Source organism: Pararhodobacter sp. (assembly GCF_034676545.1).
Taxonomy (GTDB): Bacteria; Pseudomonadota; Alphaproteobacteria; order Rhodobacterales; family Rhodobacteraceae; genus Pararhodobacter.
The window spans coordinates 3,189,124-3,202,865 of record NZ_JAUCBZ010000015.1; the positions used below are offsets into that span (position 1 = coordinate 3,189,124).

12 protein-coding genes are annotated in these 13,742 nt (G+C 62.6%); 3 read left to right on the forward strand and 9 right to left on the reverse strand.

What is annotated here, in order from left to right:
• Positions 1 to 69: 69 nt before the first annotated feature.
• The gene (rpsA, locus tag VDQ28_RS19095; protein WP_323037436.1) at positions 70 to 1,818 is read right to left on the reverse strand and encodes a 30S ribosomal protein S1; all 1,749 of its coding nucleotides are present in this window, start codon (positions 1,816 to 1,818) and stop codon (positions 70 to 72) included.
• Between the two features lie 221 nt (positions 1,819 to 2,039).
• On the opposite strand from rpsA, the gene VDQ28_RS19100 reads away from it, so the two are divergent.
• Positions 2,040 to 3,590, forward strand: a complete 1,551-nt coding sequence (locus VDQ28_RS19100; RefSeq protein ID WP_323037437.1) for an AMP-binding protein — start codon at positions 2,040 to 2,042, stop codon at positions 3,588 to 3,590.
• A 2-nt stretch (positions 3,591 to 3,592) separates the two neighbouring features.
• On the opposite strand, the gene VDQ28_RS19105 is transcribed toward VDQ28_RS19100, so the two are convergent.
• From VDQ28_RS19105 to VDQ28_RS19135, 7 genes are all read right to left on the reverse strand, one after another.
• On the reverse strand, positions 3,593 to 4,591 hold the full coding sequence (locus tag VDQ28_RS19105) for an aldo/keto reductase (RefSeq protein WP_323037438.1): 999 nt from the start codon (positions 4,589 to 4,591) through the stop codon (positions 3,593 to 3,595).
• A gap of 198 nt (positions 4,592 to 4,789) precedes the next feature.
• A complete protein-coding gene (locus VDQ28_RS19110) occupies positions 4,790 to 5,530 on the reverse strand; it encodes a YebC/PmpR family DNA-binding transcriptional regulator (protein ID WP_323037439.1) in 741 nt (246 codons plus the stop codon).
• Positions 5,531 to 5,722: 192 nt separating this feature from the next.
• Complete coding sequence (locus VDQ28_RS19115) at positions 5,723 to 6,232, reverse strand: CarD family transcriptional regulator (protein ID WP_323037440.1); 510 nt, start codon at positions 6,230 to 6,232, stop codon at positions 5,723 to 5,725.
• A 258-nt stretch (positions 6,233 to 6,490) separates the two neighbouring features.
• Positions 6,491 to 6,829 (reverse strand): ferredoxin FdxA, encoded by a 339-nt coding sequence (gene fdxA, locus VDQ28_RS19120; RefSeq protein WP_323037441.1) that lies wholly within the window; start codon positions 6,827 to 6,829, stop codon positions 6,491 to 6,493.
• Positions 6,830 to 6,885: 56 nt separating this feature from the next.
• Entirely contained in the window at positions 6,886 to 7,278 is a 393-nt protein-coding gene (locus tag VDQ28_RS19125; RefSeq protein ID WP_323037442.1) for an RNA-binding S4 domain-containing protein, read from the reverse strand.
• A 79-nt stretch (positions 7,279 to 7,357) separates the two neighbouring features.
• On the reverse strand, positions 7,358 to 10,351 hold the full coding sequence (locus tag VDQ28_RS19130; protein ID WP_323037443.1) for a helicase-related protein: 2,994 nt from the start codon (positions 10,349 to 10,351) through the stop codon (positions 7,358 to 7,360).
• Between the two features lie 47 nt (positions 10,352 to 10,398).
• Positions 10,399 to 10,902, reverse strand: a complete 504-nt coding sequence (locus tag VDQ28_RS19135; RefSeq protein ID WP_323037444.1) for a tetratricopeptide repeat protein — start codon at positions 10,900 to 10,902, stop codon at positions 10,399 to 10,401.
• 165 nt (positions 10,903 to 11,067) lie between these two features.
• Between VDQ28_RS19135 and VDQ28_RS19140 the strand changes: the two genes are divergently transcribed.
• Together VDQ28_RS19140 and VDQ28_RS19145 are read left to right on the forward strand one after the other, a co-directional pair.
• The gene (locus VDQ28_RS19140) at positions 11,068 to 11,355 is read left to right on the forward strand and encodes an SCP2 sterol-binding domain-containing protein (RefSeq protein ID WP_323037445.1); all 288 of its coding nucleotides are present in this window, start codon (positions 11,068 to 11,070) and stop codon (positions 11,353 to 11,355) included.
• 1 nt (position 11,356) lies between these two features.
• Positions 11,357 to 12,283: an alpha/beta hydrolase gene (locus VDQ28_RS19145; RefSeq protein WP_323037446.1), complete on the forward strand. Its 927-nt coding sequence runs from the start codon at positions 11,357 to 11,359 to the stop codon at positions 12,281 to 12,283.
• A gap of 138 nt (positions 12,284 to 12,421) precedes the next feature.
• Here the strand turns inward: VDQ28_RS19145 and serS are convergent, their stop codons facing one another.
• Positions 12,422 to 13,714: a serine--tRNA ligase gene (gene serS / locus VDQ28_RS19150; RefSeq protein ID WP_323037447.1), complete on the reverse strand. Its 1,293-nt coding sequence runs from the start codon at positions 13,712 to 13,714 to the stop codon at positions 12,422 to 12,424.
• Between the last annotated feature and the right edge of the window lie 28 nt (positions 13,715 to 13,742).

Consider the following 13,742-nt stretch of genomic DNA (forward strand, 5'->3'; position numbering starts at 1 on the left):
CGAATCACTTGACCGATGAAAAAGGCCCCGCAAACGCGGGGCCTTGTCTCAACTCAAGAGCTGCGGAGTTCAGTCCTTGTCGCGCAGTGCGGCACCCAGGATGTCGCCCAGCGAGGCGCCGGCATCCGACGAACCATACTGTTCCACGGCTTCTTTCTCTTCGGCGATTTCACGCGCCTTGATCGACAGACCCAGTTTGCGGGTCTTGCTATCAACCGAGGTCACCCGCACGTCAACCTTGTCACCCACGCCAAAGCGCTCTGGGCGCTGGTCGGCGCGGTCGCGGGCCAGATCCGAACGACGGATGAACGACTTCATGCCGTTGTATTCGACCTCGATACCGCCGTCTTCGATCGCAGTGACCGACACGGTGATGATCGAGCCGCGCTTCACGCCGTCGATCGCCTCGGAGAAGGTATCCGCACCAAGCGCTTTGACCGACAACGAAATCCGCTCGCGCTCGACGTCGACTTCCAGCACAGCCGCCTGAACGATGTCGCCCTTGCGGTAGTTCTGGATGGCTTCCTCGCCGCGGGTATCCCACGACAGATCCGAGAGGTGGACCATGCCGTCGATGTCGCCTTCGAGGCCGACGAACAGACCGAATTCGGTGATGTTCTTGACTTCGCCTTCGATGGTTGCACCAGCCGGGAACGATTCTGCGAACACTTCCCATGGGTTGCGCTGCGTCTGCTTGAGACCCAGGGAAACGCGACGCTTGGCGCTGTCGATTTCCAGAACCATGACTTCGACTTCTTGCGAGGTCGAGACGATCTTGCCGGGGTGCACGTTCTTCTTGGTCCAGCTCATTTCCGAGACGTGGACCAGACCCTCGACACCGGCTTCCAGCTCAACGAATGCGCCGTAGTCGGTGATGTTGGTCACGCGGCCTTTGTGGACCGACAACAAGGGATAATTGGCCTCGACCGCATCCCATGGATCGGCCTGCAACTGCTTGATGCCGAGGCTGATACGGTGGGTTTCCTTGTTGATCTTGATGACCTGAACCTTGAGGGTTTCGCCAATCGAGAGCACTTCGGAGGGGTGGTTGATGCGACGCCAGGCCATATCGGTGACGTGCAACAGACCGTCAACACCGCCCAAGTCAACAAATGCACCGTATTCGGTGATATTCTTGACCACACCATCCAGCACCTGACCTTCGGCCAGTTTGCCGATGACTTCGGCGCGCTGCTCGGCGCGGCTTTCTTCGAGGATCGCGCGACGCGACACCACGATATTGCCACGACGGCGATCCATTTTCAGGATCTGGAACGGCTGCTTGAGACCCATCAACGGGCCGGCATCGCGCACCGGGCGCACATCGACCTGGCTGCCGGGCAGGAACGCAACTGCGCCGCCCAGATCAACCGTAAAGCCGCCTTTGACACGGCCAAAGATCGCGCCATCGACGCGCAATTCGTCTTCGTAGGCCTTTTCCAGACGATCCCAGGCAGCTTCGCGGCGGGCTTTTTCACGGCTCACAACAGCTTCGCCGCGGGCGTTCTCGACGCGCTCAAGGTAGACTTCCACCTCGTCGCCGACTGCCACTTCGGGGGTCTCGCCAGGGTTGGCGAATTCTTTCAGATCAACGCGGCCTTCCATCTTGTAGCCGACGTCGATGATCGCTTGGCCCGCCTCGATGGCGATGACCTTGCCTTTGACGACACTGCCCTCTTGCGGGGTGTCGATTTCCAGAGACTCCTGAAGCAGGGCCTCGAATTCTTCCATAGTCGCGTTAGCGCTCATGCTGTTCAGTTCCTTCGGTTTCTGTTTTTCTGGCCTTGCGGTTGGTTCCGCCGGTCTTTCGCTGCCCATTTGACACAAGCCACATCACCACGGAGAATCCCCCATGCCCAGTGCAGCCATGCCTTGGGATGCGCGGCCTATAGCCTCTATCGGTCCGGCAAGCAAGCGTTCCCGCCTTATTCCCTTGAGGATTCGTCGGCGTTCGCGGCGTTTCTGGTGGCTTCCCTCGAAAATCGTCGCAGAATGCAAAGCCTGTGCTAACCTTGCCCATCGTCAATGGAGATCCGGCCTTGATTGTCACCAGCCCATATCCCGATGTTGCCCTGTCTGACCGCACCATTACAGAGCGCGTTTTTGCCGGCATCGATCCCGAGGCGACGATCCTGATCGACGGGCTGAGCGGACGCAGCCTGACCGGCGCACAGTTCATGGCGTCCGTCAAATCCTTGGCGGGTGGGCTGACGGAACGCGGCTATGCCCCCGGTGGATGCGTGGCGCTGATGGCCCCCAACATGCCGGAGTTTTGCGTGGCATTTCATGGCGCGGTCTGGGCCGGCGGAACCGTGACGACCATCAACCCCACCTATCCCGCGCCCGAGGTCAACCATCAGTTGCGGGATGCAGGTGCCGACCTCTTGATCACCGTCGCACCCTTGGCCGACATCGCCAAAGCGGCGATCAAGGGCACCCGGGTGCGCGATATCGTCATCATCGGCGACGCCCCCGACGGGACGATCCCGCTGTCGGATATGATGGGCACCCCCCTTGCAGCACAAGCCCCGGTTGACGTCGCCAATCATGTCGCGGTCCTGCCCTATTCCTCGGGCACCACGGGTCTGCCCAAGGGCGTGATGCTGACGCATCGGAATCTGGTGGTGAACATCGACCAAGTGCTGGCCGCCTCCCAACCCGACCCCGGCGAAGCCACAGTGTCGTTCTTGCCGTTCTTCCATATCTACGGGTTGCAGATCTTGATGAATGTCAATCTGGCGGCATCGGGTTGCACGATCACCATGCCGCGCTTTGACCTCGAACAATACCTGACGCTGTGCTGCCGTTACAAAACGCCCCGTCTGTGGATCGTGCCGCCCGTGGCGCTGGCGCTGGCCAAACATCCGCTGGTGGACCGCTTTGATCTGTCGTTCCTCACGCAAGTCAACTCCGCCGCCGCCCCGCTTGGCGCGGATGTCGCGCAGGCTCTGGCTGCGCGTCTTGGCACGGCCGTGACCCAGGGCTATGGCATGACGGAACTCTCGCCCGGAAGTCACATCTCGCGACCACCATTTGCCGTTGCCGGGGCGTCTGGCCGCACAGCGCCCAACACCCAATGCCGGATCGTCGATCCAGAGACGGGCAAGGACCTGCCAAAGGGTCAAGACGGCGAATTGTGGGTCAAGGGCCCACAGGTGATGAAAGGCTATCTGAACAACCCCAAGGCCACCGCCGAAACCATCGTCGAGGACGGCTGGCTGCGCACCGGGGATATCGCGCATTTCGATGACAATGGCTACCTGTTCGTCACCGACCGACTGAAAGAGCTGATCAAAGTCAAGGGCTTCCAGGTCGCACCAGCCGAACTCGAGGCGCTGCTGCTGACCCATCCTGACATCACCGACGTGGCCGTGATCGGTGTATCGGACCCCGAGTCCGGCGAAATCCCGATGGCGTTCATCGTTTCGCGAACACCGCCTGACCTGCACGATATCCGCACATTTCTGGAACCACAGATCGCGCCGTACAAACACATCCAGCGGCTGGAAATCGTCGCCGAGATTCCCAAATCCGCCTCTGGAAAAATCCTGCGCCGACTGCTGCGCGATCAGATCAAAGCCAGCGGCTGAGCTCAGCAATACCGCTCCGGCCCGATCCATTGCACCGCGTCATAGCGATCACCATGCGCCCAGCCGATAGGCAGCACCGCCGCGATCCGCGCCAGATCCTCGGCATCCAGCGTCAACTGCGCCCCCCGAATGGCCTCGCGAAAATGCGCGACATGCCGCGTGCCGGGGATCGGCAACACATGCTCCCCCTGCGCCAACAGCCACGCAATCGCCACCGCCGCGGCGGGCTCTCCCATCTCCGCCGCCAAGGCGCGAAACCCATCCGAGATCGTCAGATTGGCCTCATGATTCCCCGGCAAGAACCGCGGATTGCCCTTCAGGAAGGGAATCTGATCCAACCCACCCGGCCGCAACGGCCGATCCGTCAGAATTGACCGCCCCACCGGCGAAAACGCCACCAAAGCCGTGCCCAAGTCCGCACAGGCCTGCACCAGGCCCAACTCGGGCGACCGGGTTTGCAGACTGTATTCCGACTGCACCGCATCAATATGATGTACTGCCTCGGCCCGCCGCAACGACGCAGGCGCAATCTCGGAAAACCCGATGGCGCGCGTCTTGCCCTTGGCCTGCAAAAGGGCCAGGGTTTCAACAACCTCCTCGATGGGCCGCTGCGCCTCGCGCCGATGCACATAGAACAGATCGACATGATCCACGCCCAATCGCGCCAGGCTCTTGTCCAACTCACCCTCAAGATGCGCCGCAGAGTTGTCCAGCCTGCGCTTGCCATCAGCCCCCTTGGAAATCCCCGCCTTGGTGGCAATCACCAACCGATCCCGCGCCTCGGGCCGCGTCTTCAGATAGCTGCCGATCCACGCCTCTGAGCGACCGTTGCCATACACATTCGACGTATCCAGATGCGAGACCCCGGCCTCCAACATCAGATCCAGAATCGCATGCGACGCGGATTCACTTGTCGGGCCATAAAAATCCGAAAACGACATCGCCCCATACCCAAGAGCCGAAACCTCCGGACCCGATTTCCCAAGCCTGCGTGTTTTCATCCTGCGCCTCCAAAACGTTCACACAAACTGTGAAAGGCGCCCGACCAAAGGTCAATCCTGTCCCCACCGTCTTTGTTCCCGAAGTATCCTGGGGGGTGAATTGCCGAAGGCAAGAGGGGGGCAAAGCCCCCCTTCCCCGCGCCGTCAGGCGCTCAAATGTCTTGCGTTTGCAAAACGCTCCATGCGGTCACAGGGCGCTTACAGCTGCTCCATCACGGCATCCGACGCCTCGAAATTCGCCGTCACCGTTTGCACATCATCGTCGTCTTCCAAGGCGTCGATCAGCTTCATCAGCTTCTGCATCCCCTCGAGGTCCAACTCGGTGGTTGTCTGCGGTCGCCAGATCAGCTTGGCAGTCTCTGACTCGCCCAAGGTCGTCTCCAGCGCCGTCGAGACATCGTTCAGATCCTCGAACGCACACCAGATGACATGCCCGTCCTCGCCGCTTTCGACATCCTGGGCACCCGCCTCGATCGCCGCCTCCATCACGGTATCATCGTCGCCCACGCTCGCCGGATAGGCGATTTGCCCCATCCGCTCGAACATGAACCCGACCGAGCCCGTCTCGCCCAGGTTGCCGCCATATTTTGTGAACACGGCGCGCACGTTCGATGCGGTGCGGTTGCGGTTGTCGGTCATCGCCTCGACGATCACCGCCACACCGCCCGGGCCATAGCCCTCATAGCGGATTTCATCGTAATTCTCGGCGTCGCCGCCCATGGATTTCTTGATGGCGCGGTCGATCACGTCCTTGGGGACGGACACCGATTTGGCCTCTTTCACTGCCAGACGCAGGCGCGGATTCTTGTCCGGGTCCGGGTCACCCATCTTGGCGGCGACGGTGATCTCTTTCGCAAGTTTTGAAAACAGCTTCGAACGGGCAGCATCTTGCCGCCCCTTGCGATGCTGGATATTGGCCCATTTTGAGTGGCCTGCCATGGTGTTCTCCGAATGTCGTGGTCGCAAATCCTATAGTGCACCGCGGGGCGGACTGTCCAGTGTGCGCCGGTTTCGGGTCACATGTCGCGGCGTTTCCGCCGGCCATCGGCCTGCCGGACACCCCGCCACGCCGTTCAAGAAAAACGGCGCACCCCAAAGGATACGCCGCCTAACTGGATGAATTTTCAGCGCTTATGCCGCGCGGGCGACCAGAACATCACCAACTTGCTTTTGCGCATTGGCTTCATCGACACCCGATACGGCGGCCACTTCGCGCGTCAGGCGCTCCAGTGCGGCCTCATAAAGCTGGCGCTCAGAGTAGCTTTGCTCACGCTGATCATCGGTGCGGTGCAGGTCGCGCACCACTTCGGCAATCGACAACAGATCGCCCGAATTGATCTTTTGCTCGTATTCCTGCGCGCGGCGCGACCACATGGCCCGCTTCACCCGCGCCTTGCCCTTGAGCGTGGCCAGAGCCCGCGTCACCGTGTCAGGCGATGACAGACCGCGCATCCCCACCGATGTGGCTTTGTCGGTCGGCACCCGCAGCGTCATCTTGTCCTTCTCGAACGAGATCACAAACAGCTCAAGCTCAATACCGGCGATTTCGCGATCTTCGATCGAGACAATCTTGCCAACGCCATGTGCGGGATACACAACAAAATCATTGGGGCGAAACTCGGCTTTACGGGCTTTGCTCATGCGGCACGTCCTTCTCTGAAGGCCCGAATTCCAGCAACAGTGGCCCTGCGGAGAACGCCGGGTTCCCGCATATCCATGTCTCAGTCGCTAAAAAAACATCCCACAGGCGAGCAGCGCTGCGGATGCTGGGCAGTTATATGTTGTAATACAGTATGTAACATAAAAAAGGCCCGAATCAAAGCTCAGAATCACGCCATACGCTGCACGGCAGCGTGAATCACGGGCACGGCGCGGCCCTGATCAGCCCAAGTCGGTGGCTCAGTCGCCCTCGCCCGGCGCTTCCGAGAAGTACTTGGTCAGCTTGTCGGTTTCACCGTCCCGCTCGGTGGCCTCGGGCAACGGCTCTTTGCGCAGTGTGATCACAGGCCAGATCTCGGCATATTTCCGGTTCAGCTCTACCCAGGCTTCCATCGATGCCTCTGTATCCGGTCGAATTGCATCGGCAGGACACTCTGGCTCGCACACACCGCAGTCGATGCATTCATCCGGGTGAATCACCAGCATGTTTTCACCCTCGTAGAAGCAATCCACGGGGCATACCTCGACGCAGTCGGTGTATTTGCAGGCGATACAATTGTCGATCACGACATAGGTCATGGCATTGCTCGAGACTGTTGACTTGAAGCCGGACTTAACCCCGTTGGCCCCATCATTCAAGTCGCAGAGTCGTCAATGCGCGCACGCGCCGCATCAAAGTCACGCCGGGCCTTGCCGGTCGGACGACCACCCTTGCGCATCTCCGGTGTACCGGGCTCGATTTCCGGGCGTTCTGGCTGAAGGTCGCGGTACAGAGTCTGCGCCTCGGTCGCCGGTCCGCGACGGGTGCCAGGCGCCAAAATCTCGATGACCCGAACGCGGTCGCCCTGCGCAAAGGTCACCACATCACCCGCGCGCACGGAGTGCGACGGCTTGGCACCCGGTTGACCATTCAGCCGGATCGGCCCCTTCACCGCCGCGGCGGCGAGGCTGCGCGACTTGAAGAATCGCGCATACCACAGCCATTTGTCCAGCCGAATGCTTGAGATCGGCGCGTCCGGGGTGGTCATGCGGCCCCCGCCAGGCGTCCGGCGCACGCGCACGCGGTCAAGGGGCCGGCAAAGGCCCCTGTCTTCCGCGGCGCAGGCATCAGTCCTTTTTCCCGGCGTCCTTCAAGCCCATCAGCGCGGCTGCGAAGGGGTTATCGGGGTCGATCCGGTCGCGCTTGCGATCCGGGCTGGCGCTGAAGCTCCGGGGCTGAGGCTCACGACGGGCACCCTCACGGATGCCCGGCTTGCCGCCCTTGCCCTTGCGGTCGCCCTGCGGTTTGCGGTCACCTTGCGGCTTGCGGTCACCCTGACGCTTTGGCGCACCTGCCTCACCATCGCGACGCGGGCGCTGCGCGTCACCACGCGGCTTGCGCTCGCCTTGGGGCTGACCCTCGGCTGGTGCCGGGCGATCCGCCTGTGTCTGGCTCGCGTCGCGACGCGGTCCACGACGGGCGTGGTCGGCCCGAGGACGGGGGCGCGGCGCCCAGCGGAAGGTGTAATAGACCTCGAGTTCTTCCGCTGGCACCGCGGCGGTTGCAACGGCATCCGCATCACCCGCGGCCGCCGCAGCATCCGGCACTGCCCCTTCGGGATCGCCAGCCTCGGCTGGCGCTGCCTCCACCGTGTCATCGACGATGACGCGCTTGCTTTCAGCCTCGGCCTCGGCCTTGGCGGCAATCTCTTCGGCGGTGGCTTCCCTGGATGGTGCCGGGCGCGCCTTGGGCCGCTCGCCGCGTTCGCCCGCATAGCCAAGACCCTGCATCAGATCAGCAAATTGCTCCAACGTCATGCCGGTTATCGACAACATATCCGGCGTTGCCTCAAATCCGGCGCGCGTATCTTTGGTGCGCAACAGATCTGCCAGACGCTCCAGCATATCAATCCGAATGGCGCGCGACCCGGCAGGGCGGTAGCCTGACAGCGTATAGTGCTGCATCGGCACATCGGCCAGATTGGGGATCGTCACCAGACCGGGCGGCGGGCTTTCGGGGAAGGTGTCGAGCGCGTTCATCAGCGACCACAACACCAGCCGCAACCGGGTTGGCGCGGGTTTGAGCAGCGCTGGCAGGAAGATCGTGAACTGACCAAACCGCACCCCATGCTTGCGCAGCAAGCCGCGTGCCTCCTGATCCAGCGTCTTGACATCCTCGGCCACGCCATCGCGCGGCAGAATGCCCAGCGCCTCGACCAATTGAAACGCAAAGCCGCGCGCCAGACCGGTCAGGGTCTCATCGCGTTGCAGGTTCAAGAGTGGCTCGAATTGCGCGGCGACCCGACGGTCGATGAAATGCTGCAACCGGCGGCGCACCTTTTCGGCAACCTCTGGCCCGGCTTCGTCATCGACGAACGCCACGGCTTGTGGGCGCAATGCATCGGGGCCCGCCACCAGCTTGCCCAGCGCCTCGGTGCCCCACATCAGCCCACCCTGCTCGGTGAACTCCATTTCCGTATCGGGCGCGTTATAGAATTTGTCGGCGCGCAAATGGAACGCCGGTGCCAGCGCCGCAACCGCAGCCTGACGCAGGGTGCGGGCCTCTTCGGTCGAGGCAGTCTGGTCCTGACGGAACCGGAACCCTTCAAGACGGCCGATGAATTCACCTTCAACCGTCACTTCGCCCTTGTCATTAACCTCGGCCACAAGGCTCTCCTTCTGGTTTAACCGCCGCAGCAACACACTGGTGCGCCGGTCAACAAATGCAGCAGTCAGGCGTTCGTGCAACGCATCTGACAGGCGGTCTTCTACAGCGCGCGTTTCCCCGCGCCAATGGCTTTCGTCATCCACCCAACCGGTCCTCTGCGCCACATACGTCCATGTGCGGATAAAGGCCAGCCTGCGGGACAAAGTATCAATGTCACCAAGCGGCCGGTCAATGCGGGCAATATTGCGCGCCAGCCAGTCGGCGGGGACGCGCCCATCACGGTGCAAAAAGCCGAACAATTGCGCCAGAAGGCTGGCGTGCTCGGTCGGCGAAATATCGCGAAAGTCCGGGACGCGGCAAACGTCCCACAACAGACGCACGTCGCGCGCATCACGGATCCGGTCGGTGATTTCGGGCATCGCCGTCAGGGTTTTCAGCGCAATCAGGTCATCGGACTCGCGCACCCGGGTCAACCATTCATCCTTGGTTTGTTGCTCCAGACTGGCAATCAGCCGCTCGGCACTGCCGAATTCCAGGCGCGCATTGCGCCAATGCAGTTTGCGCACCGGCAGAAACTGGTGGTTCTCAATCGCATCAATCACCTCGCTGGGCAGGGGTCGCGCCTCACCGGTCACGCCAAAAGTGCCCGAGGTCGTATGCCGCCCCGCGCGCCCCGCGATCTGCGCCAGTTCGTCGGCGTTCAACATCCGCATCCGGCGCCCATCGAATTTCGCCGTGCCGGCAAAGGCAATGTGTTTGATATCGAGGTTCAGCCCCATGCCAATCGCATCGGTCGCCACCAGATAATCAACGTCGCCATTTTGATACAATTCGACCTGAGCATTCCGCGTGCGCGGGCTCAACGCCCCCATCACAATTGCACAGCCGCCTTTCTGGCGGCGGATCAGTTCGGCAATGGCATACACATTCTGCACCGAAAACGCGACGATGGCGGACCGCGCCGGCATCCGCGCGATTTTCTTGGACCCGGCATAGGTCAGCTCTGACAAGCGCTCCTTGCGCAGAAACTGCACCTTTGGCACCAAGGCCGCAATCGCACCGCGCATGGTATCCGATCCAAGGAACAGCGTCTCGTTCAGGCCGCGCGCGTGCAGCAGGCGTTCGGTGAACACATGCCCGCGATCCGGGTCGGCGCACAATTGGATTTCATCAATCGCCACGAAATCTGCGCCAATTTCCAACGGCATCGCCTCGGTGGTGCAGACCCAGTACTGCGTGCGCTCAGGCACAATGCGTTCCTCGCCGGTGACCAGCGCCACAACCGAGGGTCCGCGCAACGCGACCACCCGGTCATAGACCTCGCGCGCCAGCAACCGCAGCGGCAGGCCGATCACCCCGGTCCGATGGCACAGCATTTGCTGGATCGCATAATGCGTCTTGCCCGTGTTGGTTGGCCCCAGAACCGCCGTAACCCGCGCATTCCTGTTGAACATACTTGCCTGCTTGATTGTGCCTTGCGGTCGCTGCTTGGGCGCAAGGCCTACAACGCCGCACCCGCGGTTGCCAGATCAAGCCGCGCAAGCGCGTCGATGACCGCTTGTTGATGCGGATGAATCGCGAAAGACGCCGCAAAGGCGGCGCGCGCCTCGACCGGGCGCTCCAATTGCTCCAAAATCATCCCCAACCCGGCGAGCGCGCCGAAATGCCGCGGATTGCGGATCAGCACCTGCTCGATATCGGACAATGATTGCCCCAACCGATTCGCCAGAAAATACGCCGTGGCGCGTCCGTTCCAGGCCTCGGCAAAGTCGGGATCATGGTCGATGACGGCGCTGAAATGCGCAATGGCATCTTGCGCCTGACCGCTTTGCAGCGCCTCTTGCCCGCGATGAAACAGATAATCGATCGCCGCCGACCCGGATCGCGACCACTCCCGCATGATTTGTCGCTCAATGCGAACCCAACGGTCCTGATCCGGCTGCGCCAGGTCGTGCAACAAAGTCTCGACATCGGTGCCGGAGGCCTGACCTTGCGCCCAAGCCACAGGCGCCGCCACAAACGACGGCGCTACGACCAAACTTGCCGCAACGAGAGCATTGAGGATCGGATGCGCCTGCTTCATAGTCTCCACAATAGCGCGCCGAACCGGAATTGCGAGAGGGCAAAGCGCGTGGCCCGTAAACTCTAGATCACGATCAGGACAAAACACATGAACGACGTTATCAAACAAGCCTTGACCGCCCTGGCCCCCAAAGTTGCCGGCGGCATTGATGGCACCGCCAAATTCGTCATCGAGGGCGAAGGCTCGATCATCATCGACGGCGACAGCGTGCGCGAAGGCGACGACGACACCGACGTCACCCTGACCGCCTCGGCCGAAACCTTCGAGGGCATGATGAATGGTGACGTGAACCCAACCATGGCGTTCATGTCCGGCAAGCTGAAAATCGACGGCTCGATGAGTGCGGCGATGAAGCTGGCATCGGTTCTCGGCTGACGTGACCGATCCCGTCGCGCCACTGGCAGATTGCGGCGCGCCCGACACCGGGCGCGCCATCTGGCTGACCGCGGCCGACGGCACCCGCCTGCGGATGGCGCATTGGCCAGGCACGCGCCATGTGATGATCCTGCCGGGGCGCACGGAATACATCGAGAAATACGGGCTGGTGGTGCGCGATTTTGTCGCCGCAGGCTGGGGTGCCTTTGTCCTCGACTGGCGCGGTCAGGGCCTCTCCGACCGCCTCTTGTCCGACCCGCTGATCGGCCATGTGGCGCGGTTCTTCGATTATCAACGAGACCTTGACGCCGCCCTGCAGGCCGCCGACCGCCTCGCCCCCGGCCCCAAACCCTGGCTCGTGCATTCGATGGGCGGCGGCATTGCCCTGCGCGGCCTGATGCGCGGCAAGCGCCCGCCCGCCGTCGCCTTCAGCGCACCGATGCTGGGCCTCCATCAATCGCACATGCTGACCAAGGCCCTGCGCGGCCTCTCCGCCTTACTCGGCCCGCTCGGCCTCGACACCGGCTACGCACCGACAACGGGGCCGGGCTACGGCCTGCCCAGCATGACCTTCGACGACAACAACCTGACCACCGACCGCGTGCAATTCGACCGGATGAAGGCGCAGATCACCCAGACACCCGCCCTGTCACTCGGCGGGCCAAGCCTGCACTGGATGGGCGAAGCCGCCCGCGAGATCGCCAGCCTCAACGCTCTACCATCCCCCGATCTCCCCGCGCTGTTCGGGCTTGGCGGCGATGAATCCATCGTATCGCCCCAAGCCATCCGTGCCCGCGTGGCAACCTGGCCGAAGGCCCGTTTGCACGACTTCCCCGGTGCGAAACACGAATTGATGATGGAACGCGACGCGGTGCGCCGCGCCTTCCTGCACGAGGCCTTGGCCCTGTTTGACCGCACAGTGCCCTGACCCTACCCACGTCTTTGTTCTAAAAATATCCCGGGGTGAAGGCCGCAGGCCGAGGGGCAGCGCCCCTCACACTGTTCAAAAAAGCAACACGCGCGCCACCCCGTGGCGCGCGTTCCGTTTCACAAGATCAAGCGCAGGTCAGACCAAACGGCCATCCGCCGCGATCTGCGTCTTGCCACCCAGCCATGGATGCAAGGCCGCGGGCAACCGGACCGAGCCATCCTCCTGCTGGCCGTTCTCCAGCACCGCGATCAGCGTGCGCCCGACCGCCAGCCCGGAGCCGTTCAACGTCGCCAGAAACTCGGGCTTGCCGCCGCCCTCGGGCCGGAACCGCCCGTTCATGCGCCGCGCCTGAAACGTGCCGCAGGTCGAGCAGCTTGAAATCTCGCGATAGGTCGCCTGCCCCGGCACCCAGACTTCGATATCATGCGTCTTCTGGCTCCCGAACCCCATGTCGCCGGTGCACAGCACCACCGTGCGATAGGGCAGCTCCAGCTTTTGCAGGATCGCCTCGGCACAGGCGGTCATGCGGTCATGCTCGGCCAGCGCGTCCTCTGGCTTGCACAGCGTCACCATCTCGACCTTTTCGAACTGGTGCTGGCGCAGGATGCCGGTAGTGTCCTTGCCCGCCGACCCGGCCTCGGAGCGGAAGCAATGCGTGTGCGCGGTCATCCGCACCGGCAGCTCCGCACCCTCCAAAATCTCACCCGCCGCGAAATTGGTCAGCGTGACCTCCGAGGTCGGGATCAACCACCAGCCATTCGTCGTCTGATAGCTGTCCTCGGCAAACTTCGGCAGGTTGCCCGTGCCGTACATCGCCTCGTCCTTGACCAGAACCGGCGTCCAGCATTCGGTCAACCCGTGCTCGGTGGTGTGCGTGTCGATCATGAACTGCGCCAGCGCCCGATGAACGCGCGCCACGGCACCCTTGAGCACCATGAACCGCGAGCCCGACAGCTTCGCCGCCAGCGCCAGATCGAGGCCCGGTTTCACGCCCTCGATGTCGAAATGTTCCTTGGGGGCAAAGCCAAAGTCCCGGGGCGCACCCCAGCGGCGGATTTCGACATTGTCGGCCTCATCCTTGCCCGAGGGCACTTCGTCCAGCGGCAGGTTCGGGATTTCCGCCAGCGCCGCGCGCAGCTTTTCGTCCTCGGCCAAGGCGTCGGTGTTCAACTGTGCGACCTCGGCCTTTTTCTCGGCGACCAGCGCGCGCAAGCGCTCGAATTCCGCGTCATCGCCGCGTGCCTTGGCGGCGCCCACCTCTTTGGAGGCGCGGTTCTGATCCGCCTGCGCCGTCTCGGACGCCAGAATCGTGGCGCGGCGTTTCTCGTCCATCGCCAGCAAGTGCGCCGACAGTGGCGCAAGGCCGCGCCGCGCAAGGGCGCTGTCAAAGGCTTCGGGGTTGTCGCGAATGGCGCGGATATCGTGCATGGTCGTCCTCGGATCAAGTCGGATCCGG